26 protein-coding genes and 1 tRNA gene are annotated in these 19,665 nt (G+C 63.7%); all 27 read right to left on the bottom strand.

The genetic code is table 11. From position 1 onward, the window contains the following. Positions 1 to 7: 7 nt before the first annotated feature. The 27 genes from IYX23_RS03970 to IYX23_RS03845 all read right to left on the bottom strand — a co-directional run bounded on the left by IYX23_RS03970 (position 8) and on the right by IYX23_RS03845 (position 19,625). The gene (locus IYX23_RS03970) at positions 8 to 2,284 is read right to left on the bottom strand and encodes a hypothetical protein (protein ID WP_196393225.1); all 2,277 of its coding nucleotides are present in this window, start codon (positions 2,282 to 2,284) and stop codon (positions 8 to 10) included. Between the two features lies 1 nt (position 2,285). Then, positions 2,286 to 2,933: a phage tail protein I gene (locus tag IYX23_RS03965; RefSeq protein ID WP_196393224.1), complete on the bottom strand. Its 648-nt coding sequence runs from the start codon at positions 2,931 to 2,933 to the stop codon at positions 2,286 to 2,288. Then, positions 2,930 to 3,856 (bottom strand): baseplate J/gp47 family protein, encoded by a 927-nt coding sequence (locus tag IYX23_RS03960; protein ID WP_196393223.1) that lies wholly within the window; start codon positions 3,854 to 3,856, stop codon positions 2,930 to 2,932. The genes IYX23_RS03965 and IYX23_RS03960 overlap by 4 nt, the downstream gene beginning before the upstream one ends. Next, positions 3,853 to 4,251: a GPW/gp25 family protein gene (locus tag IYX23_RS03955; RefSeq protein WP_196393222.1), complete on the bottom strand. Its 399-nt coding sequence runs from the start codon at positions 4,249 to 4,251 to the stop codon at positions 3,853 to 3,855. The genes IYX23_RS03960 and IYX23_RS03955 overlap by 4 nt, the downstream gene beginning before the upstream one ends. Positions 4,252 to 4,262: 11 nt before the next feature. Beyond that, entirely contained in the window at positions 4,263 to 4,496 is a 234-nt protein-coding gene (locus IYX23_RS03950; RefSeq protein WP_196393221.1) for a hypothetical protein, read from the bottom strand. 11 nt (positions 4,497 to 4,507) lie between these two features. Further along, positions 4,508 to 5,164: a hypothetical protein gene (locus tag IYX23_RS03945; RefSeq protein ID WP_196393220.1), complete on the bottom strand. Its 657-nt coding sequence runs from the start codon at positions 5,162 to 5,164 to the stop codon at positions 4,508 to 4,510. Then, the gene (locus IYX23_RS03940; protein WP_196393219.1) at positions 5,161 to 5,682 is read right to left on the bottom strand and encodes a hypothetical protein; all 522 of its coding nucleotides are present in this window, start codon (positions 5,680 to 5,682) and stop codon (positions 5,161 to 5,163) included. Before IYX23_RS03940 ends, IYX23_RS03945 begins: the two co-directional genes overlap by 4 nt. After that, a complete protein-coding gene (locus tag IYX23_RS03935; protein WP_196393276.1) occupies positions 5,679 to 6,164 on the bottom strand; it encodes a phage virion morphogenesis protein in 486 nt (161 codons plus the stop codon). Before IYX23_RS03935 ends, IYX23_RS03940 begins: the two co-directional genes overlap by 4 nt. Continuing rightward, the gene (locus IYX23_RS03930) at positions 6,164 to 6,631 is read right to left on the bottom strand and encodes a phage protein Gp36 family protein (RefSeq protein ID WP_196393218.1); all 468 of its coding nucleotides are present in this window, start codon (positions 6,629 to 6,631) and stop codon (positions 6,164 to 6,166) included. Before IYX23_RS03930 ends, IYX23_RS03935 begins: the two co-directional genes overlap by 1 nt. Beyond that, on the bottom strand, positions 6,631 to 6,864 hold the full coding sequence (locus tag IYX23_RS03925) for a hypothetical protein (protein WP_196393217.1): 234 nt from the start codon (positions 6,862 to 6,864) through the stop codon (positions 6,631 to 6,633). The genes IYX23_RS03930 and IYX23_RS03925 overlap by 1 nt, the downstream gene beginning before the upstream one ends. Before the next feature lie 85 nt (positions 6,865 to 6,949). Continuing rightward, a tRNA-Met gene (locus IYX23_RS03920) sits at positions 6,950 to 7,026 on the bottom strand. 10 nt (positions 7,027 to 7,036) lie between these two features. After that, positions 7,037 to 7,294 carry a hypothetical protein gene (locus IYX23_RS03915; RefSeq protein ID WP_196398823.1) on the bottom strand — a complete coding sequence of 86 codons (258 nt, stop codon included), beginning with the start codon at positions 7,292 to 7,294 and terminating at the stop codon, positions 7,037 to 7,039. A gap of 8 nt (positions 7,295 to 7,302) precedes the next feature. Beyond that, positions 7,303 to 8,265 (bottom strand): capsid protein, encoded by a 963-nt coding sequence (locus tag IYX23_RS03910; RefSeq protein WP_154451564.1) that lies wholly within the window; start codon positions 8,263 to 8,265, stop codon positions 7,303 to 7,305. 23 nt (positions 8,266 to 8,288) lie between these two features. Then, positions 8,289 to 8,669: a hypothetical protein gene (locus tag IYX23_RS03905; protein WP_196393215.1), complete on the bottom strand. Its 381-nt coding sequence runs from the start codon at positions 8,667 to 8,669 to the stop codon at positions 8,289 to 8,291. A gap of 30 nt (positions 8,670 to 8,699) precedes the next feature. Beyond that, entirely contained in the window at positions 8,700 to 9,653 is a 954-nt protein-coding gene (locus IYX23_RS03900; protein ID WP_196393214.1) for a phage protease, read from the bottom strand. Between the two features lie 365 nt (positions 9,654 to 10,018). After that, on the bottom strand, positions 10,019 to 11,230 hold the full coding sequence (locus IYX23_RS03895) for a phage minor head protein (protein ID WP_196393213.1): 1,212 nt from the start codon (positions 11,228 to 11,230) through the stop codon (positions 10,019 to 10,021). Continuing rightward, the gene (locus IYX23_RS03890; RefSeq protein WP_196393212.1) at positions 11,230 to 12,906 is read right to left on the bottom strand and encodes a DUF935 family protein; all 1,677 of its coding nucleotides are present in this window, start codon (positions 12,904 to 12,906) and stop codon (positions 11,230 to 11,232) included. Before IYX23_RS03890 ends, IYX23_RS03895 begins: the two co-directional genes overlap by 1 nt. After that, a complete protein-coding gene (locus IYX23_RS03885) occupies positions 12,900 to 14,525 on the bottom strand; it encodes a hypothetical protein (protein ID WP_196393211.1) in 1,626 nt (541 codons plus the stop codon). The genes IYX23_RS03890 and IYX23_RS03885 overlap by 7 nt, the downstream gene beginning before the upstream one ends. Further along, positions 14,522 to 15,100, bottom strand: coding sequence for a phage protein Gp27 family protein (locus IYX23_RS03880; protein WP_196393210.1), 579 nt, complete (start codon positions 15,098 to 15,100; stop codon positions 14,522 to 14,524). Before IYX23_RS03880 ends, IYX23_RS03885 begins: the two co-directional genes overlap by 4 nt. A 1-nt stretch (position 15,101) precedes the next feature. Next, a complete protein-coding gene (locus IYX23_RS03875; RefSeq protein ID WP_196393209.1) occupies positions 15,102 to 15,359 on the bottom strand; it encodes a hypothetical protein in 258 nt (85 codons plus the stop codon). Between the two features lie 37 nt (positions 15,360 to 15,396). Then, on the bottom strand, positions 15,397 to 15,798 hold the full coding sequence (locus tag IYX23_RS03870) for a hypothetical protein (protein WP_124739737.1): 402 nt from the start codon (positions 15,796 to 15,798) through the stop codon (positions 15,397 to 15,399). Between the two features lie 96 nt (positions 15,799 to 15,894). Next, entirely contained in the window at positions 15,895 to 16,023 is a 129-nt protein-coding gene (locus IYX23_RS20435) for a hypothetical protein (RefSeq protein WP_281431768.1), read from the bottom strand. A gap of 12 nt (positions 16,024 to 16,035) precedes the next feature. Continuing rightward, a complete protein-coding gene (locus tag IYX23_RS03865; protein ID WP_196393208.1) occupies positions 16,036 to 16,677 on the bottom strand; it encodes a hypothetical protein in 642 nt (213 codons plus the stop codon). Positions 16,678 to 16,773: 96 nt separating this feature from the next. Then, positions 16,774 to 17,844, bottom strand: a complete 1,071-nt coding sequence (locus tag IYX23_RS03860; RefSeq protein WP_196393207.1) for an N-acetylmuramoyl-L-alanine amidase — start codon at positions 17,842 to 17,844, stop codon at positions 16,774 to 16,776. After that, positions 17,841 to 18,341 carry a septal ring lytic transglycosylase RlpA family protein gene (locus tag IYX23_RS20075; protein ID WP_246716453.1) on the bottom strand — a complete coding sequence of 167 codons (501 nt, stop codon included), beginning with the start codon at positions 18,339 to 18,341 and terminating at the stop codon, positions 17,841 to 17,843. Before IYX23_RS20075 ends, IYX23_RS03860 begins: the two co-directional genes overlap by 4 nt. A gap of 70 nt (positions 18,342 to 18,411) precedes the next feature. Next, complete coding sequence (locus IYX23_RS03850; RefSeq protein ID WP_196393206.1) at positions 18,412 to 18,828, bottom strand: hypothetical protein; 417 nt, start codon at positions 18,826 to 18,828, stop codon at positions 18,412 to 18,414. Continuing rightward, positions 18,825 to 19,625: a hypothetical protein gene (locus tag IYX23_RS03845; RefSeq protein ID WP_196393205.1), complete on the bottom strand. Its 801-nt coding sequence runs from the start codon at positions 19,623 to 19,625 to the stop codon at positions 18,825 to 18,827. Before IYX23_RS03845 ends, IYX23_RS03850 begins: the two co-directional genes overlap by 4 nt. Positions 19,626 to 19,665 lie beyond the last annotated feature (40 nt).

Here is a 19,665-nt window from a genome sequence, read left to right as displayed (position 1 = left end):
AGCCTCCTTAAAGCGCGTAGAGCGCGCGGTTCTGGATAAAGGGCGTGTCGGTCACTTCGGTCGACGTCATGTCGAGCCGGTAGCGCGCCACCTGCGTCGAAGGCACGGTGAAGGTCGCGAGGATCCTGCGGCGATTGCCATTGTCGGAAGGCTCGTCGGTCACCGTCGTCACGCTCGGATTATGGACCGTCGTTCCAATGACGAGTTTCGGCGAGCCCGTGTGCTTTCCGGCGTCGAAGTTGTCGATGATGCTGTCGGTTTGCACCGTCGTCGTCGCCACGCCGAAGTCGATGATCTTCCCGATTGCGACGAAGTCGCCGCGCGACCGGAAAGTCATGCCGCGCGCATAGGCGTCGAGAACGATCGCCGGCTGCAGATCCTTGGTTCCCATGAAGACAGCGCGCAGCTGCACGAGCGCGGGAAGCCCGTTGAGATCGTCGGCTCCTTGCGCATTGTCGAGCGTCAACGGACGCCATGGCGCGTCAGGGATCGACGGCACCTTGATTTCCCAGACAAGGCTCGTGCCTGCGGCCTCCCATCCCGCGTGCAGCAGCTTGATCTCCGTTATTCCGCCATCGAGCGTGAGCGGCAGGAATTCGACCGTCGTGCGCGCGGCGACGAACTTCGCGCAATTGAGGCGGAAGGCGAAATCATTGTCGGTAATGGGCTGAGCCCAGGCGCCGTCCGAACAGACAAAGCGCGAGCCCTGCGCGAACGCGTTCCCCGAAACCGTGCCGAGCGCGTGATTGGCGGTTGTAACGACGAACCAGGCATAGCGCTTGCCGCCGTCGAGCAGCGTCGGGGCAAGCTCGAATTTCGACCAGCCGGCGCTGAGATCCTCGGCGTCCTTCTCCAGTCTCGCGATCACCGCCTTGAAATTCGGCTCGCCGTTATCGCGGCATTCGCAGATCAGGAGATGCACGGGACCGGACGGCGAGACCCGGGTGAAGAAAATGTCGACGCTGGTCAACACCGACGGCTGAGTGTTGAGCCAGCTCTGTCCGTGAATCGAGCCATTCAGTCCGACCGTGGATGTGACGTAGTCCCAATAGGTATCCGTGACGGTGCGCTTGATGATCCTTCTGACCGTGACCCAACGATAAGGATGAAAGATCCAGAGCGGGTCGGGAGCTGCGGCGACGATCTCGAACTCCTCGCCGTCCTTGGTGAAGATGGCGCCGACGTCCTTTCCCGGCGTGTAGCGGGCCCACTCCGGCGCGTTTTCGCAGAACGTCACGCTCGGCCCATATTCAGTGACCGTGCGCGAGAGCGTCTTCTGCACCGCCGTCACGATCGTGTGGACCGCCGACGAGATGTTGACCGATCCGCCGTCGCTCACAACTTCGAGCCGCGTCTCTTCCGTCCACGCCGGGAGCAGCAGATTGCCGGAGACCCGTATCGCCGGCGACTCTTCATCGATCACGCCGAGCTGCATGTCGCGCTGCGCGGCGAAGGGGAAGCGCACCCCTTCCCGAACGCGCGCGAGCCAGGAGGCGTGAGTGGGATCCCATTTGTCGCCAACCAGGCCCGGATCATAGTCGTAGGCGACCGACTCCGGCGGCACGTTTGATTGCTCGAGCAGCTGCGCAATCGAACGCTTCATCTGCCGGACGATCGCCGGCGAGGGAATGTCGCCAAGTCGCGCCTGGATATTGGCGATGTCGGTCCTGATCGTGCGCACCGCGGCGCGCGTCTCGCTGAGATCGCCTTCGACGAGCGCGAGGCGGCCGTCATGCTCGTAAAGCGTCTTGACGCGCGCCGGATGGTTCGGCTCGATCGCGGCGATGCCGATCGTCGAAAGTTCGACCCAGGCGAGGCAGCAGCGGTTCGCCGGCACTTCCGGCTTCAAAGGCGTCGGCGACGCCGCGCCAAACTCGATGACGAAACTGATCTTCCGCCGCTCCAGTTTCGGTGTCTGCTGCGCGACCGTTTCCTCGGTCTCCGCGTCCGTCTCGAACAGGCGCTCCTCATTGATCGTTTCGAGCGCGCCGTCCGCGAGGATGGCGAGGTAGCGATTGTCGCCGGAGACGATGGGCAAATACTGCTGGATATTGATCGTCGTCGGCGCGGCGTTGCGATAGAGCTTGCCGTCGGAAAATAGCGTGCCTGGCGAAACGGTGAGTTCGAGGGCGTTTTGGTTGGAGACGGTGAAGTCCGCCCAATGCGCCGGATAGTCGATCGCGCCGGCGACGAGCGCGTCTTCAGACGCCCGAGCGTTGAGGCCGATGTTCGTCCAATCGTCCGGTTCGGCGACTTCCGCCTCATTGAATTTCACGACATCCATATCAAAGCCTCGTGCGCGAGATGAACTGGCCGAGCGTATATGTCCCGTCGAGCGGGACGCCGTCGGCGACGGTGATTTGTTGTTTCGTCTGGAAACTGACGCGATATTCGGTCTCGGGCGCCTTCGCCGCGCGCAGCGCCGCGCGCGCCCGTTTGAACTTCTCACGCGAAGGCGCGCGACCCGCGTGGCGGCCGAGAACGGCGCGGCCGTAGACGAAGCCCATGCGCGGCGTCGACGTTTCGACGTGAATGAGATATCGCGCCATGAAGGCCGGATGGCGCACCGACGTGCGGCCGATCACGGCGCTACCGAAGACGAAGCGTTGCGGATAGGCCTTGGCGTCGATGAGCGTGGCGTCGACATAGGAGAGCAAAACTGGAACGGCGGCGCGCGTCCCAATCGCGAAACTGACCGCCGGCGCTTCTTCCACCACGAACCGCTTGAGCGCTTCCGGCCAATCGGGAAACCACAGCCGCACGCCATAGTGGACGGCAAGCCAGGGAAGGAAGGCGACTGGCGTTTGCGCCGCTTCGACGATTTCTTCGATCGGAACCGGCAGAACGTCGGACATGCCGGCGGCGACGGCCTCTTCAAAGAGTCCGCGCGCGCCGGGAAGAAGATCGCCGACAGAACTCATTCTTTGGCTCATGTCTGCGCCTCCGCATCGAGAGTGATGTCGCGCAGGATTGGAATCGCGTAGGGATTCGCGGAGACGTCGGCGGCCGGCGCCGTCACGCTGGCGCGCAGCACTCCGGGACCATAGGCGGCGCCGGCAAGCGAATTGACCGGCACGAAATCGCCGATCTTCATGCGCTCCTTGGCGCTGGCGCGAATGCGCGCCTCGGCTTCGCTCGTGACCGCGGTCAGGTCAGGCCCCTTGGCGACGACGAGGGCGCCGGCGAAATCATAGAGCCTGCGCTGGGCTCTCAGGCAAATGACCGAGACGGCCTCTGGCTTCACGTCCTCCGCGAGCAGGCGATCGCTAACGGTAAACATTTCCTCGTCAGTAAGATCGCGCCCGTCGGGCCCGGCGAGGACGATGTCGATGTCGCCCCGACGGCCGTGAACGGCGCGGCCATTGACGGCGGCGTGATGCAGAATCGGGAGCGCCGTATAGGCTTCAAAAAGATAACGCTCGCGCGTGCCGGCCGCCGGGCGCGAAAAGGCGAGCAGATAGCGCAGGAGGAGCCGTTCGTCGGACTCCATCACCGCGGGTGTAGACTCGGTCGCCGGGATGACGGTGAGACGCGCGATATTGATGCGCGCTACGACATTGTCGAGATCGTCGCCTTTGGCGAGGGGCGCGAGCACCGCCCGCACCGCGTCATTAACGCGCGCGCGATCAAGCAGGCGCAGATATGACCACGCCTCGCTGGTGATGACGGCTGGATCTGTTTCGAGCGTCTGGACGTCATATTGCGGCAGGCTCGGATCGATGGCGCGTGCGGCAGCCCAGACCGCGATGAAACGCTCCATGAAGGCCGATTGCAGCGTTCCATAGTCCAGCCGCTCGATGGCGTCCGGCGCCGGAAGGCGGGAGAGGTCGATCGTTTCGGCGGAGAGGACAATCATGCCACGCCCCGCAATTCGGCGACGGATAGCGGCAGGTTGAGATCGACGCCTTCGACGATCGCGTAATTGCCGAAACGGCCTTCTGGGTAATAGGACCCTTCGAACAGCACGCCGAGAGCGCCGACGCGGTCGAGCACGACGAGCTGCAGACGGCGGATGCGATATTCCGGCTCGTAGGCGTGCACGGCGACGATGACGTCGCGGTAGAAGCGCGCCGCCAGCGCCGCCGAGATATTGCGGCCGATGTGGCGCGTCGGATCCATGCCGAAGTCGAGCAGCATGACGCGCTCGGTCGGGATCGTCATCACGATCTTGATAATCGATTGCTCGAGATGGGCGCGGCCAGAAAGCGGCCGGCCTGTTCTCGCGTCGATCCCGTTCCGATAGCGAACCATGCGAACGCCTTTTAAGAGGTCTTCTCAGCCTTCGGGTTTTTGGGTTCTTTCTTGAGCGCGATCGTTCTCTGCGCCAGCTCATACTCGGCCTCGGCGTCGAGGAGCTTCAGCTCAAAGCCGACCGTCGGCCGCGCGGGTGCGCCCTGCTCGTAGACAGGCGGAATGCGGCGGCCGGCAACGACGAAGCCGGCGCGTTCGGTGGTGACATAGGTCTTCGACTCTTCGGGCGCTTGCGGATTTTTCATCCTCTCCTCCTTCACGCGCTGGTCTCGATGAGCGCGAGCGGGTTGATGTAATAAGTCATGTCGCCGGCGACGAATTTGATATTCTGGATGCTCTCGCCGTGGATGCGGGTGGTCTTGCCCTTAATCCGCGCTTCGTCGGCCTCAGCTTCGAATTTCTTATCGCCCTTGATCGAGATCTCGTCCTTCCTTTGCTCGACGCTCGTCTTCTCGGTCGTTGACGTGATCTTTTCCTTCGTCTGTGCAACGCTCGTTTTCTCGGTCTTGCGCGTGAGATTTTCTTGTGTCTGCGACACGCGGGTCTTGCCAAACTCGCGCACGGCCTCGTCCTTGCCCTGGCCGTCCGGCCGCTTCAGCTCGTCGTCGAAGGCCGAAGGGATCGCATAAGACGCCGCACCGATGATGCCGGAAGGAGAATGCAGCCGCATGCGGTCGCCGACGGCCGGCAACGCCGGAGAATTCTTATAGGCGCCCGAAGAGTTCGAATGCGGCTTGACCCAGGGCGACAGGATCTTGTTGCCGTCCTCGTCGGTCCCCAGTTCGAGCCGCACTTTCCACTTCTCTTCGTCGCGCTCGGCGACATGTCCCTCGACATGAGCGAGCGCCAGGCGACGATTGACGCGCACTGACTCGCGGCGCAGGCGGCGAAGCTCGGAGGTGTAAAGGCTCACGCGTCGCCTCCAGTAAAGAAGTTCGCCGGCGCGACATGGAAGAGCGTCTGCTTCCAGGTCACGGCGTAATAGACGACGCCCTGCGCGACGGCCTTGATGGTGAAGAGCGGCTTCGCTTCGGCGTCTTCGGGCGGCCCGACGTCCTCGACGTTCCAACGCGTGAAATCGTCGTCGGTGAGCGAGAGCAACAGGCCTTCGCAGATCGCGAGCGCCATCTCATCGCGCTCAACTCGTCGTCCGCTGACGATCAGATCTTCCGTGACGACATAGGCGGTGAGATCGACGATGAAATCATCGGCGCCAGACAGTCGCCCCTCCGGCTTCGTGCGCGTCGCCGCGACGGCGATCGTTGGCGGATTAAAGATTCCCTTTTCAAGCACGTCGCTGATGTCGAGCTTGCCGAGATGCGACCTCACGTCGAGATCGACGAAGCGCGACTTCAGCCTCGCGACAATGGCGTCGCGCAAAGACTTTACGCGGGCATTGGCCAGGAGCTCGGCGCGGGTGAGCGTCGTCACGGCAGGAGTCTCCCGAAATAGTCAGTGACAAGCTCCTTGATCTCTTCGGCGTCTTCCGCCGACACGCCCACGAAGGGACGCGCCGGGATCGTCACCTTTTTGGCGAAGACGCGCTTGTCGCCGAGCATGAAGACGAGGCGACCAGCGCTTTTTGGCGTAATGACCGCGCCTTCCTGATGGACATGTGCAAATTCCCAGGCCGCGCCCCATTCGCCGCTTGTTCCCGATGAGGTGGAAGCGATGCTGTCGTGCAGATGACGGCCAGTGCGAAAAAGGATTGGCGTGCCTTCCTTATTGGGCGGCCATTTCGTGCCGTCAGGACCCGGGCCGCCGCTCTCGATGCGCTTGCGCGTCTGATTTTCGCCGAGTTGCACGATCTCTTCGACGAGCGGGGCGGCGTCGAAGTCGGAAAGACCCGTCACCAGCGCGTGGATCGCGGCGAGATCATGCTTGTCGACTTCGATCTTGACGCCGAAGTCCATCACCAGTCCCTCATCGAGGCGCGCGAGAACTGGCGCTCGGGGGCGACGACGATCGCTTCGCCAGGGGAGCCCGTCGTCGGCGCGCCGTCGACCGATCCGCCGCCCGAGGAGCTGAAGGTGAGCGAGCCCTTCTTGCCGGAAGCGACGCCCTCTAACCGCGTGACCGCGATGTCGTAGCGCGTCTTGATTTCTTCGGTGGAGCGCGCAAACGTCACGGCGACGCGATACATCGCCATGTCGATGGCGAAGAGTTTCAATGCGCCAAGCGACTCGGCGTCGAGATCATTAAGCTGCGCCCTCGTATAGCGGGCCTGCAGGATGATGCGGATTTCCATCGAGACGTCGGCGAGCGCCGCGTCGAAGCGCGCCCAGTCCGGCTCGCGCGTCGTCTCATCGGCGCAAAGCAGCGCCGCGTCGCTTGGATAGCGCGCCTGGACGTCATCCTTGGTGGCGAAGGGTTCAGCCATCATGCCCTCGGCGGCCAGGTCCAGTAGCTCACGGAATCTTCGGATGCTTCCTCGAGCTTGATCACGCTGCCGGCGTGGCGAACGTCGGCCGGCTGCAACACCATCAGATCGACGATCACGTTGCTATGGACGCGGGTGATGATAGCGGCATAGGGGCCTTGACCCATGCCGGACGTCTGCTTGTGGGCGTCCTCAATAAAGTAGTGAACGATGCGTCCGACGGTCGGTGTCATGCGCCTGCCTTTGCGTGCTGTCATTCGCGGGGGCGCGGGTTTGGACGCCGCGCCCCGCCGTGGTTTTTTTTGGTCGTCGGCATTTTGGTTGCGGAGGCCAGATTCGAACTGGCGACCTCTTGGTTATGAGCCAAGCGAGCTACCGGGCTGCTCTACCCCGCAAAACCTTTCGTCAGTCCCAATCGCCCTCGATCGCACCGAGGGCCTTCAGCTCATGGAACTGCGCGCGCGTGAGCGTCACCGTCGCGCCGGGGGCCGCATAAGAGCCGTCGAGCAGCAGCCTGAATGTCGCGACGAAGGTCTGCTTCTTATTAGCCGCCGCCTCTTCGGCGGCCTTCTTGGCGGCGGCCTTCTTGGCGGCGGCTTCCTTGGCGGCGGCTTCCTTGGCGGCGGCTTCCTTGGCGGCGTCCTGTTCGTTGTTCGCGGTCATCGGGCGCCTCAGCTGATTGCGTTGACGATGAGCGCGCCGGCGGCCTTGGCGACGACAAGCTCGTTGATGTGCTCGCCGACGCGCACGACCTCGCCGCCTTCGAGGCCGACGTCCGGGTCGACCATGCTGCCCGCGAAGCGCGTGCCGAATGTCGGCGAGAAGCCCCAGGTCACGCCGCCCTCCGGCCGCGCCGAACGGTCGATGAAAGCGAAGGCGATGTGCTTGTCCCAGGCGCGCTTCATATCGAGCGCCTGTCCGGGACGAGCGGCGTTGACCCAGCTCGTGCCGATCAGGAGATTGAGCAGCTCGAAATATTCGGCGAATTCGCGCTGGGTGAGCTGACCCTCGGCAAAGTTCGTCCCCTTGATCTTTTTGACCAACTTCGGCTGGCGGCGCAGCTTTTGCCAGACCTCGTCGCTCATCGCGCAGGTGTTGGGCCGCGTCATGAACACGCCGACGAGCGCCGTGTGAATCGCATCCTCGGGATCGGAGTCCGGGTCGTCAAAACGATCTCCGGCGCTGGCGATCGTGGTGACGTTGGCCGGATCGTAATTCGCGGGGTCCTGCGCGAATTTGGCGACGCGCAGCTCGCGGTCGAGCTGCATGATGTTGGTCAGCGTCCCCGTCGCATAGTGCAGCGGATCAAAGTTCGAGAGGCCTTGGTCGCGCTGCGCCTTGGCGGCGTCGATGTCGGAGCGCGGCACGACGATCTGCAGGCCATAGGCCTCGACCGATCCGTCCTTCTCCGTCGCCGAAAATTCGACTTCCTTCACCTTGCCCTTGCGGCCGACCCTGGTGTCGGGAACGGTGAACGCCTGGCCGAGCGGATATTCCAGCCATTTGAACCGCTCGGTCGGCACCGGCACCCGCGGCATGAGGCGGTCGCCGATATAGGCGACATCGGGATTGCTGTAGCCAATCGCGATGGCGGTCATCGCGGCGTTGCGGACGAATGGGCGGGCGACGGACATGGAGACCTCGATCGGTTAAGAGATTACGCCGGCAGCACGACGACGGACGGCGCGATCGTGTAATGAATGATGTCGTTGGCGACGCCCGGCTCCTCGGCCTGGCCGATGACGAAAACCGTCTGGCCGGCGATGCCGACCGCCTTCACGGCCTTGCCGTTGGCGTCGCTTGTCAGGTAGTCGCCGGCGGCGACGTTCCCGCCGACTGTGACCTTGTCCATGCCCTCGCGCGCGACGTCGACCATGTCTTTAGCCGCCGCCGCGCCGAGTTCGGTGACGCCGGCGAGACGATCCGTCGCCGCCGACGCCTGCGCGACCTCGCCGCGATTATTCGTGTATTTCGTGATCAGCCGCGCGCCGATCGCGCCGGCCGCCACATAGCTGCGGGAGATTGAGTTCGCGCTCATGATCGCCTCTTCGAGATGGAGCGGGCCGCGTCAGGCGGCGGCGGAATATTTCTTTTCGAGCGCCGCGACGGCGTCGAAAATGTTGAGCGCCTTACCGTCTGCGACGAGCTTTTGCGCCTCGGCGGCGAGCAGCGCCGGCGCCGGCATCGCGCCGTCGCCAGGCTCCTTCTTCTCGTCGAGCCCGGACTTGGTCAGCGCCGGAGACTTCGCCGCGAGCAGCGCCTTGACGCTCTCATAGCCGGAGTCGGTCGCGCAGAGCCGCGCGTAATGATCCTTCTCGGCGGGGAGGATTTTCTTGTCCTTCAACGCGCCCTCGATCAGCGCGTCGACGCGCGCCTTGCAATTGGCCTCTTCGATGTTCTTGAGCTTCGTCTCGGACGCGGAAAGTTTGGAGACAGCCTCGTCATGGACCGCCTTCGGCACGAAGCCGGCGTTGAGCGCGGTAAGCAGCGCGGCTTCATTCGCGCCGGCGGTCACGCCGAGCGCGGTGGCAAGTTTTTCCATTTTCGACTCCTGGGAAGATGCGGCGGCGAGCGCCTTCTGGCCGCCGAGGGCGGGCGCCGTGACGAGCGCCACCGAGCGCAGCCAGGTCGTCACGCCTTCAGACGTGTGAAAGAAATCCGGCGAGATGAACCGATAGGCTTTGGCGGCGAGCAGCGACTTGCCTTCGGCGAGCCATTCAACTCTGCCCTGCAGCGCGCCGCCTTCGACGCGCAGCTCATTGATCCAGCCGACCGCGTCGGCGCGCGCGCCGGTCCTCGCCGCATGATGCGTTGAATGATTGACGTCGATCGGCACGGCGACGCCATCCGCCTTGAAGCGCGCGATCAGCGCCGCAGCGTCTACATCGTAGCTTCTCCCATCGCGGGTATCGATCCGGCCGACCTGCGGAAAAATCGCGATCCACTCCGCCGGCGCGTCCCCGGTAGGAAGAGCGGCGGCGAGCGCGTGGATTGCGAAATCGGCTTGCGGAGCGTTCTGCATGCGCGCACACTGCGCTTGCGCGTCGGGCCGCTTGGCTACGAAGATTTTCTGGTCACGCGACGCGCCGAACCCGCGAAGCGATTTTTGCCCTCAGCGGCGTGAAATGAACGCCGAGGCCCGCCGGGCCCAATCCCTTCCCCCTAAAATCGACGTTAAAGGCCCATTGAACGCCGTGGGCGCGTTTTTCGAAACCGCGCGGAGCAACGCAGCGGATTTTTGGACTCGGGCGCCGGCGGGCCGTTTCTGGGGGTTCTCATTTTGGGCCGTTGAAGGGGCGCGGCGAACGGCCTATATCGGAGGTCGTGACGGCGCAAAATCCGAGCAGCCGGCCGCCTCTAGGCCGCGGAGGGGTGTCGTCCTCCCCGTCACGCTTCTCCCGCCTTCGTTTTGCCAATCCGCTCCTGTTTGCGGCGGAGCCGCCCAATTTCGTGCGAGTTGGTTCGCAGGAACGTTTGCACGCGCAAGAAGCGCTGCGCCGATCGTTTGAGGACGAGCTTCCACCACGCGCCCTCGATCTCAGCGACGAGAGTCCGAAAATCCTCTCCCCGATCCTCGTCGATGATTTCGCCACCGTCGACTATCTGCTGCACGAGCCGGAAGCTGTCAGGATCGACACGCTCGTGCTTTTTGACCTTGCGAGACATCGTGGCGTTGAACGCGACAATGAGGCGCGACTTCGCGCGCATGTCCTCAAGAAAGCGTCCAGCCGTCGCAACGGGCAAGGCTAATGGCTCTCCGATTCCCATGAGGAGTTTCGGCGCGGGCGAATTGACGATCTCGGCGATGCGCTTGCGCGCTGCGTCCTCGCCGGCGGCCTCCAGCCGCGCGGCGACATTGTCGACGAGCGTCTTCGCGCGCGACAATCCGGGATTGGTTCCCCAGCCGGGATCGATGCCGACGGGCACATATGTGACCTCGCCAGTGCGGCGGTTGATGAAAGGCCTCGTCTCGATCGTGGGCGGCTCCAACAGATAGTCTCCCGTCGCCGCCAGCCGCTCGTATTCAAAGCGGGTGATTTGGCGGACGCTGCATTTGCAGCCCCAGCCGTTGGGCGGGAAATGGGTCGACCAGAAGGGATCGTCGACCAGCAGCATGATTCCGACGAAAGCGAGATGCTGCTCGCGCGGATTGGCGCTCGCAGTCCTCACATAAAGGAGATAGGGGAGACCCGCCTTCGTGCGCTGAATGCGTTCCCACTGGCCGGCGGCGCGGGCCGTGCGCACGTTCGACCAGAAAATATTTTCGAGCCGCGCCGGCCGTGAGAAGTCGACGATCTTGCTCTTCCATTTGCCGGTCGGATCGTCGACCTTGCGCTTGCCATACCAGCCGAGCGCCTGCAGCTCTGGAATGAGCTTCTCGCGCCAGCTCTCAAACCCCTCGCCCTTGTCGATCGCGCGCTGAATGCTGGTCTTGAAGAGCGTCAGCAATTCAAGGTCGACCGCCTTGGCAACGGTGAAGGCGTAAGCATGCTCCTGGCCCCAGACATCCTGCCAGGAGAACGCCGGCTTGAGGCTCTTCTGCTCGAAGTAGCACGTGATCTCCGGCGGCGTCTGGAACCCGCGCGTCGCCGGCTTCATCAATCCCTCACGTCGCCCAGGCCGCGCGACTTGGCGGTCGCGCGCGCCAGCGCCTCTTGAAGCGGCGCGGAGTCGATTCCCGCCTTTTCGATATTGGCGAGCGCCTCTTCATAGTTCTCGGCCCTGCCGACAGCAGTGAGCAGACCGGCGAGCAGCGGATCGCGGATCTCGCGCCAGTCGGTAAGCGCCTCGTCGACGAGCGTGTCAGTGTCGTCGAGAGCCGTGATCGCCTGCGTTGGATCATCAGCGGCAAGCCGCGTGCCGTGAATCTCGCCGCAGCTCGGGCAGACGCCGCCGAAGGACGCGAGGGCGTCGGATTTATCGTCCGCCTTGTTCTTGTTGCTTGCCCTCTTAGGCGCGGCTGCAGCCTCTTCCTTCTTCGGCGGCTTCTCTTCGGCGCCGCTCGAAACATCGGCGGCGCGCGGCACGCCGAGCAGCTCCTCGTCCTCGTCCGGCTCGGGAATGGAGGCGCGCTTGCGCACATAGCTCTGGCTCACTTTGAGGCCAAGCGGCACGGCTTGCCCTAGAAACGCGCCAAGCGCTGCGAGGTCCTCGTTCTCGGCGAGTTCCATCTGGACCGTCGGATAAATATCCTGCGGGCCGAAATTCATGGCGACGGCCGGGCGGATCAGATCGCGATTCACCGTCGCCGAGTTCTGCCGCGCGTCGAAGCGCACGATGTCCATGCGGACATTCTCCTGCACCTTCGCCTGCGCGAGCGAACCGCCGCTCTTGGAGACTTCGGCGGTCATCGTCTGACCGAGAATGATCAGAGAGACTTTCCCGTCGAGATAGCTGATGAAATTGCCGAAGACGGCCTCGCCGCGATTGCCGTTGGTCTCCTGAAAGTCGATCTCCATGCCCTGCGGAATGATGGCGGCGGCGTCATTGGCGATGGCGCGAACGGCGCGCAGCAGCGTCGCCTTGTCCTCGTTGGTCGCGCTCGAATGAAATTTGCCGATGCGGAAGGGAATGCCGTAGATCTCGCAGAAGGCCGCCCAATCCTGCAGGGCGAAGGTCTGCATGACGAAAGCCCAGGCGGCCGAGCGCGCGACGCCGCGCCGCACCGGCGATCCGGCGCGCAGATAGGGCTCATGCTTGATGAAATAGGGCGCCTCGATCCTGGGGCCGGGCAGGCCTGAGTCCTCGAGGAGACAAAGATCGCGCAAGCCCACTTCGTCGTAGCGGAAATAGCGCGGGTCGCGATGCTGATAGACGACCGGCCGCAGCGCGCCTCCTTCATATTCCCAGATCGGCTCGACGACCGAATAGCCCTTGCCGACGCCATCCTGGAGCGAAGCGACCATGTCGGGGAACATCGGATCGGCGATCAGGCTCTCGACGAAATCGACAGCCTTCGGATTGACGCCCTTGGGCGCCGAGACGGAGATCGTCACGCCGTCGAGCGCCAGGCGGCGCGTCTGCAGCTGCGAGGCGTAATGGAGGTAGCGCTCCTCCATGTCGATCGCGAGCGTTAGATAGGGCTTGGCGAGGCCCATATTCGCGCCCCTCATGATCTCGCCGAGCCTCGCCGGCGTTAGTCCCGAGGCTTCCGAATAATGGATGAGGGCGCGCGCGCCATAGCGCTCGGGCGCGGCCGTCTCGCCTTTGAGCAGCGGAACCATAATAGGTTGGCCGTCCGGCCCGATAATGGACGAGCGGCGGGTCTCTACCATATCGATCGCTCCGCGCTTTGGTTTTCAGGAAACAGCCAATCGCCGGGCTGCTCGCTGCCGACCCGCGGCGCCGGCGTATAGCCATATTCGACAGGACCGAGCGTTGAAGCGTGCCACATCAGCACGCCGGCGATAGCCGTGTCGCCGTGACGCTCGAAGCCGTCCGCGCCCTTGTAACGCATGTCGTCGGGCACCTTGATGATCCCCTTGACATAGGCGAGCGCCTGATGGTCGCGCAGCACGTCCTCATGGCGCGGCAACACCATCGTGCGATCGGCGAAGGCCTCGATATAGGGCGGCGAGTTCACACGATACCATTCGACCGTGAATTTCACTTCGAGCGCGCGCTCACCCCAGCGCTGAACGGCTTTTTCGGCGAGATAGGCGCCATTGCCGGTGGCGTCGAGCGCCGCGCCGGAAAAGCGCGGCAGGCCGTCGCCGACATAGTAGAGCACGTCGCGCTGCTGATCGAAGGGGACATTGCGCATTTCGACGATGAATTGCGTCCGCCGCGTGAGCAAGGCGTCTGTCGCTGCGACGAGAATGTCGGATGCGTCGCCTTTGCGCGCGAAGTCCTGGCCGAGATAATGCGGCCGGCGCTGATCGAGCGCGCCGAGGAGCGGTTTCAGCTCGCGCTCGCAAAACGCCTTGCACTCGGCCTTACGGATATGTTCGGGATAGTTCTTGAAGGCGTCGGGCAACGACCAGCGCACGATCGGAATCCCGCCCTCCATGCAGGCTTCGATCTGCACGCGCGTGAGCGCCGCGCCTTCCGCCTCCGACGGAATGGCGTCGAGTTCCTGCTCCATGGCGCTCGTGCGCGGTCCATAGGAGCTGCGGATTTTTTCTTCCCATTCGACTTCCGCTTCGGCCGACCAGGTCTTGCCGGTAATGAGGCAGACCCGTCTGAACAGGCCGTTCTCCACGGCCTTTTTGAAGGGGATAAAATGAACTTTGAACGGGGTCTTTCCGGCCTTCGCTTCGCGGATCAGCTCGTTGAAGGGATTGAGCACGCCATTATGGGTGCTGATGACCCTAATCTTGCCGCCCCAGATCAGGAGCGCGTTCACCGCGTCGAGCACGGCGCGCACGTCCTTGTGAAAGGCAGCCTCATCGATAACGACGACGCCCTGCAGCCCGCGAATGTTTTCGGGGCGCGACGACAGCGCTTCGACGCGGCAGCCCGAGGAAAAGCGGATGCGATAGGCCGAAATGAATTTTGAAGAGCCGTCCTCGCGCTCGTCTTCGAACATGAAGTCTTCGATCCGCGCCAGCTCGCCGGCGACGATCCTGGCGAAATGCGCCACATAGCCGATGAATTCGCGGCCCTTGTCCTTGGTGTCGCCGATGTAGAAGACGTTCTGGCCGCCTTCGCTTTTCTTTTTCGCGGCGATCAGGGTGTCGTCGAGCGCCTCCGCGTAAGTGACGCCGGTGCGACGCCCCTTCTCGGCGGCCTTCAGGTCGCTCTCGTCTTCGATCCAGTCGAGCTGGTGCGCCATCAGCACGCCAGCAGCGAGCGGATCGTGATCTTCAGGGATCTCCGCGCCGCGCGGGAGCTCCTCCGGGAGGCTCGCAGGATCGCGAGGGAGAATGGGCGCCATGCCCGTTCCTTCGCTCATGTGCGCACGCCCAGCACGTCCCGGCGGATCTTCGCGACCTGGTCGGCCGAAAGACCCGCTTCGCGCGCGACCTTGGCGACGGCGTCGGCCGCCTTTTCGGTCTTCGTCGCCAAATCCTTTTCGGCCTTCGTCTTGCGGTCGTGCGAGAGCTTCTGCGCGGTGACGACGGCGAGGAAGCCGCGAGAGAGCTTCATCGCCTCGTCGGCCGACAGTCCAGCGCCCTCGGCCTCGCTGATAATCTCGCCGATGAGCGCCTTGATGAACTCGGCCAGCGCGATATTGCCTTCGTCGATCTTCTCTGGAGTCAGATGCGGCGCGAGGCCTGAAAAAATGTCGCGTTGCATCTGCAGGCGCTGGCTAGCGCGATGAGCGGCGACGCTCGCGCGATTGAAAGCGCTCTTGCTGATGATGTAATCGGTGAGTCCCTTGTCGACGAGGCGGCCGTTTAGTTCGTCAAGGATTTCCTTTTGGGACCGCTCGCGCTTGTTCAGCTCCGAGAAGGCCCAGCGGATGTCTTCCTGTCCCTCTTCGGGAACGAGATCGAGAGAAGAAAGCCGACCGCGAGCGGAGGCCATGTCAGGCCTCCGGGCTCGGCCGCTTCACGCCTTCGATGCGGATGCGGCGCTCGACATGGTCGAGGCCCTTCTGGGTGATGGAGGCAATCAGCACGCTGCCGGATTCGGCGAGCGTCACAGCCCCCACCATTTCCAGGTAGCGCAGCTCGTCGTGGACGAATGCGCGCGGCCGGTTGATCGCCCAGCGGACCTCCAAATCCTCGCGCAGCGCCTCGCTGTTCCAGCGGCCGTCCGGCTGTTCGGCGAGATCGCGCAGCATAATCAGGCGCGCTGTTCGCGAATGACGTCGCCCATGCTCATCGGCGCATCTCCCGCTCGCGGTCTTCACGCTCGGCAAGGCGATCCTGGGCGCGTTCGTTCTGCTGGATGACGGTGTCGATCTTGTCGGCCAGCGCCTCGAATCGCGCCTTGATCACGGAGCCGATCTCGGTGATCTTCACGTCGACCGCGTGGAACTCGATGCGCGTCGGCAGATGCTTGATCTCCACCTGCACGGCGGACACATCCGATTCGAGCTTGTCGATCCGTTCAAACTGCCGCGCGTCGTCGTCGCGTAGATCGCGGACAGCTTCATTGACGCTCAGCTTCAATTCGTCGAACGCCTTTTGATCGCGCCTTGTCAGCGCTCCCCAGACTGCGATGACGATCGCCGCCGCCGTTCCCGCCCATTGGCCCGCCGTGCCCCATTCGAACGTCACCAAAACCTCCCAGACAACAGAAACGCCAAGAAAGTGATCCAGACCGGCGAGAGGCCGAGCGCGGCGACGAGCGCCATGCCGAGCGCGTCGCGCGTTTCATGTCGCATCGCGTTGACTCCTCAGCTTCCAAACGGTCGCCACGAAGACGATGAGCAGCAGGGCGAAGCGAACAAGCGCATGGACGCCGTTGACGTCCGGCTGGCCGGAGACGAAGAATTCCTTCACGGCGCCGCGCCCCTATTCTTCGTGGGATGGAGGGGCGACGCGGCGGCGGCTCCCTGCGCTGAATTTGCGCAGTACGTCGTTATAGAAGCGCCCATCGCTCACGAGGCGGCGGTTGGCTTCCGAGGCGACGGCTCGGTTTCGAAGGCCCCAGACCTTCAGAGCTGCGCAGCGGTCGGACTTGGCAAGGGCACCGGCTTGCCGAAGTTCTTTGGCGGATCGGGTAGGGTCGGAGCCGCGATCGCCGGCGGCGTCGAACGCGCGCACGACGGCAATGTAATCGGGATCGAGAAACAGAGGCCGATCACTAAAATCGGTCGCGAGATCATCCTTCGCGTTTGGAGCATGTGGTCTGTCCTTTGTCGGCAGGCTGGAGATGAAATCCTTTTGCGCTTGCGCCGCCCTGGCATCCTCCTCGACGCGCACGGTGGCGTCTCTCGCGACGTCCTCGGCAGCCGCTTTCCATTCGTTGACTTGCGCCTGCACGGCGGCTTTGGCAGCCGCTTCACGCGCGCTGCACGCGGCGTCGTGGCGCCAGCCCGACCAAAGCCAGGCGACGGCGAAGGCGATGAGAGCGCCGCCAACCCACGTCTCCGCGAAGCTGAAGAATTTCTCAGCAAGCGTCTTTGCTCCAGCGAGAATGGCTGCGATCGGCATGTCACCATTTCCAAATGAGATAGAGGGTCGCGAGAATGGCGAGCGCCCACCAGAAGGCGCGGCGCAGCAAGGGCCGTGGATCGACGCCGCCGCACATCACAGCCGCCCCACGTTTGCGCCGCTGCGGCCGTCGATCACGCGTCTCTCGATGACGATGCTCCCGCCGCGCAGCGCATAGCAGGCGGCTACCAGGATCACGACGAAGCAGAAGACGGCGAGCGCGACGATCCAATGCGTCCCGAGCCAATGCCAGATATCGGAAAGCGCGCTCACGCTGTCGCGCGCATTGGAGACCGCAGTCGCGGTGTCGGAAATGCTCTGCGCCGTCGTTTGCGCCTGCTGCAGCGCTTCGTTGGGGTCCGACGCGACAGAGCCCGCCGTCAACCCGCCCGCGGTTAGGATCGTGGCGGCGGCGCGCTTGACGACTATCGCCGCAGGAATCGTTTCCGATCCGTTGGCCAGCAGATCCCGCGCCGTGATTTCTTCGCGCGGCTTCTCGACGACGCCCTTTTTGGTCGCGATGCGCACCGTCTCCTGCTCACCGTCGTCGCGCCCGAAGACGGCCGATTTGAAGGAGAGCATGTTGAAGGCTGGTCCCGGATCGCGCTTGCGCGTCGGCGCAATGTCGTAATGGCCAGCGATGTCCTTAATGCCGTAGGTCTCGCAGATGGCGCGCGCGACGGCGATCGCGGCCTCCATCTGCGGCTCGGGATAGATCTGCCAAAAGGGCGTATCTTCTCCGTTCGGATGGCGAGCTGCGGCGCAATCCTTCGGATCGATAGTCTTGGATGGGGCGACTTCTGGGAAGAGCTTCTTGTCCGCGCGCACCTTGACGGGCCCGCAGTTCACAAGCTCGATGCCGATCGAGAAACTGTTGCAGCCGCTGCGGCCTTTCCATTTCGAAGCGCCGGCGTGCCACGTCACGACGTTGAATGGCGCGAGCTGCGTCACCGTCCCGTAGCGATCAATCACGAGATGCGCCGAGGCCTTTCTCGCTTTGCTGGTGAGGGTCGCGATCGCCGACGCGCCGGTGAAACCGGCCGTATAGTGCATCACCAGCAGGGTCGGCGATCTTAACGAGCCAGCAGAGCCAGCATTCGGCGTGCGCGCCTGCGCGACCGGCGCGCCGCCGTGATGTAGAACGTGATTGCGAATTGAAAAGGTCATTGCAGCACCTGCACATTGACGCGCGCGACGCCGACCTCAAGCATGGCCAGGCGCATGGCCGCGCCGCGCGAGATGTCGAGAGAGCGGCCGGTCCAGGCTGCAGGACCGCGATCATTGACGGTGACGACGACGGCGCGCGGGCCGCGCGAAACGAGCAGCTTCGCGCCGCAACGAAGCGAGCGATGCGCCGCCGTCAGGGCCCATGGATTGAAGCGCGCACCACATGCGGTGTAGGCGTTGAGGCCTTCATGCGCGCCGCCGCCATAGTATGACGCGAGCATGGAGCCGGCCGGAGCGGCGCCAGCGGGCCCTTCGATTGGACGCACATGAATCCGTCGCAAGTGTGCGTTGAAGGGCGGCAGGCTGGCCTGCTGTTCGAAGATCGCCTGGAGGAAATCCGACAGCGGATCGGCCTTGGCGGGCGCGACCCACATCGCCCCAACCGCGAGCGCACTAACGGCGATGAATGCACCGATGATTTCGAGATAGGATTTCATGGTCGGAACGCTACGCGCGAGCGCGTCCCGAATTGGCCCCGAAGATCTTCTGTCGGCCGGTCTTTTTTGTTTAGAACAGCGAGCCTTGCCGCCTGTCCTTCATGCGGGCGCGAATGTTTTGCACCGTGCGCTGGTGCAGGCCGGAGCGCCGCGCAGCTTCACTGAGACTCGCGCCATTGTCGAGCGCTTCGCGGGCGCGGCGGCGCGCGTCGGCGGCCGTTCCCGAATCGCCGAGCGGCAGCAGGATCTTCACGCCATGTCGGGATTTGCCCGAGTCGCTCTCGATCGCGGCGACGAAATGCGCGCAGAGCTTGTCGGCCGCCTCGCGTCCGACGCATTGCACGAGCCAGTGATCGTCCGGCGCGCGGGCGGGTATGTAGCACTCGGTTCCGCCCTTGGCCTTCGCCAATTGCACCGCCGCCACAGGTCCCGCCACTTCGGCGATCTCGGCGAGGAGCGGCGGCAGATGAGAGACGTCGGCTTTCACGACTCCCCTCCCATCATGCGTGCGTCACGCTCGGCATGAATAAGGCGGCGCAGCTTTCTGATTTTCTGATTTAGAATCCAGCCGGGAAGCCGGCGCTTTTCGGCGAGTTCGAGATCGCTCTCGCGAAAATAGGCTTCGCGCTGGCCGGGCGGGATGAGCAGCACATCGAGCCAGCCGGTCGGCGCATTGACGCGACGTCGATTGAGCCAGTTGCAGAACAAACGCCGTTCGCCCGGCGTAAGCCAGATAAACCAGGCGTAGTCCATGTCACTGGAGGCGCGCGGGTCATAACCGCCGAGGCACATCGGCACGCACTCGGCAAATTGCGCGAGATCGGGCGGACTTTCGACATAGACCTTGCGGTAGCGCTCGCCGCCCGTCTGAAAGGTCTGCTTTTGCAACAGCGCCACGCCCCTTGAAGCCAGTTTCAAAGCGCGGCGAAGAAATTCCTCAGTCTCTTTAAAGGGTGGATTGGTGATATACCACTCGCATCCCTCCGCCGACGTTTCATCCGACGCATCAACGAAATCCTCAACCACGAGTCCGTGCTCGCTCATTCGCGAGCCGTCTTCGAGCGGATAATCTGCGACGTCGCTCATCAGCACATGGGCGCAATATTCCTTGATGGTCTCGGCCATGTGGCCGAGGCCCGCGGCAGGCTCCCGGCAGTTCTCAATACGTATGGGGCCGCGCTCGCCGTAGATCATGGGCAGCACGAATTCAAACAGCGCGCGCGTCGCCCAGGGCGGCGTCGGAAAGAGTTCGAGACGGCGCAGCTCCTTATCCGACGGCGTCACGTTCGTCTCCCCTCATCACCGTGACGATGCGGTCGTGCTC

Origin of the sequence: Methylocystis sp. L43 (assembly GCF_015709525.1) — a bacterium.
GTDB lineage: Bacteria > Pseudomonadota > Alphaproteobacteria > Rhizobiales > Beijerinckiaceae > Methylocystis.
This window is presented reverse-complemented; position numbering and strand designations above follow the sequence as displayed.

Excerpts from the sequence above, each read along its gene's own strand:
- IYX23_RS03890 (WP_196393212.1), bottom strand. The coding sequence starts at position 12,906 with ATGGTAGAGACCCGCCGCTCGTCCATTATCGGGCCGGACGGCCAACCT.
- IYX23_RS03955 (WP_196393222.1), bottom strand. The coding sequence starts at position 4,251 with ATGGTTCGCTATCGGAACGGGATCGACGCGAGAACAGGCCGGCCGCTT.
- IYX23_RS03895 (WP_196393213.1), bottom strand. The coding sequence starts at position 11,230 with ATGAAGCCGGCGACGCGCGGGTTCCAGACGCCGCCGGAGATCACGTGC.
- IYX23_RS03900 (WP_196393214.1), bottom strand. The coding sequence starts at position 9,653 with ATGCAGAACGCTCCGCAAGCCGATTTCGCAATCCACGCGCTCGCCGCC.
- IYX23_RS03915 (WP_196398823.1), bottom strand. The coding sequence starts at position 7,294 with ATGACCGCGAACAACGAACAGGACGCCGCCAAGGAAGCCGCCGCCAAG.
- IYX23_RS03925 (WP_196393217.1), bottom strand. The coding sequence starts at position 6,864 with ATGACACCGACCGTCGGACGCATCGTTCACTACTTTATTGAGGACGCC.
- IYX23_RS03875 (WP_196393209.1), bottom strand. The coding sequence starts at position 15,359 with ATGCTGCGCGATCTCGCCGAACAGCCGGACGGCCGCTGGAACAGCGAG.
- IYX23_RS03880 (WP_196393210.1), bottom strand. The coding sequence starts at position 15,100 with ATGGCCTCCGCTCGCGGTCGGCTTTCTTCTCTCGATCTCGTTCCCGAA.
- IYX23_RS03935 (WP_196393276.1), bottom strand. The coding sequence starts at position 6,164 with ATGGACTTCGGCGTCAAGATCGAAGTCGACAAGCATGATCTCGCCGCG.
- IYX23_RS03965 (WP_196393224.1), bottom strand. The coding sequence starts at position 2,933 with ATGAGCCAAAGAATGAGTTCTGTCGGCGATCTTCTTCCCGGCGCGCGC.
- IYX23_RS03970 (WP_196393225.1), bottom strand. The coding sequence starts at position 2,284 with ATGGATGTCGTGAAATTCAATGAGGCGGAAGTCGCCGAACCGGACGAT.
- IYX23_RS03860 (WP_196393207.1), bottom strand. The coding sequence starts at position 17,844 with ATGACCTTTTCAATTCGCAATCACGTTCTACATCACGGCGGCGCGCCG.
- IYX23_RS03960 (WP_196393223.1), bottom strand. The coding sequence starts at position 3,856 with ATGATTGTCCTCTCCGCCGAAACGATCGACCTCTCCCGCCTTCCGGCG.
- IYX23_RS03930 (WP_196393218.1), bottom strand. The coding sequence starts at position 6,631 with ATGGCTGAACCCTTCGCCACCAAGGATGACGTCCAGGCGCGCTATCCA.
- IYX23_RS03865 (WP_196393208.1), bottom strand. The coding sequence starts at position 16,677 with ATGCCGATCGCAGCCATTCTCGCTGGAGCAAAGACGCTTGCTGAGAAA.
- IYX23_RS03950 (WP_196393221.1), bottom strand. The coding sequence starts at position 4,496 with ATGAAAAATCCGCAAGCGCCCGAAGAGTCGAAGACCTATGTCACCACC.
- IYX23_RS03905 (WP_196393215.1), bottom strand. The coding sequence starts at position 8,669 with ATGAGCGCGAACTCAATCTCCCGCAGCTATGTGGCGGCCGGCGCGATC.
- IYX23_RS20075 (WP_246716453.1), bottom strand. The coding sequence starts at position 18,341 with ATGAAATCCTATCTCGAAATCATCGGTGCATTCATCGCCGTTAGTGCG.
- IYX23_RS03885 (WP_196393211.1), bottom strand. The coding sequence starts at position 14,525 with ATGAGCGAAGGAACGGGCATGGCGCCCATTCTCCCTCGCGATCCTGCG.
- IYX23_RS03910 (WP_154451564.1), bottom strand. The coding sequence starts at position 8,265 with ATGTCCGTCGCCCGCCCATTCGTCCGCAACGCCGCGATGACCGCCATC.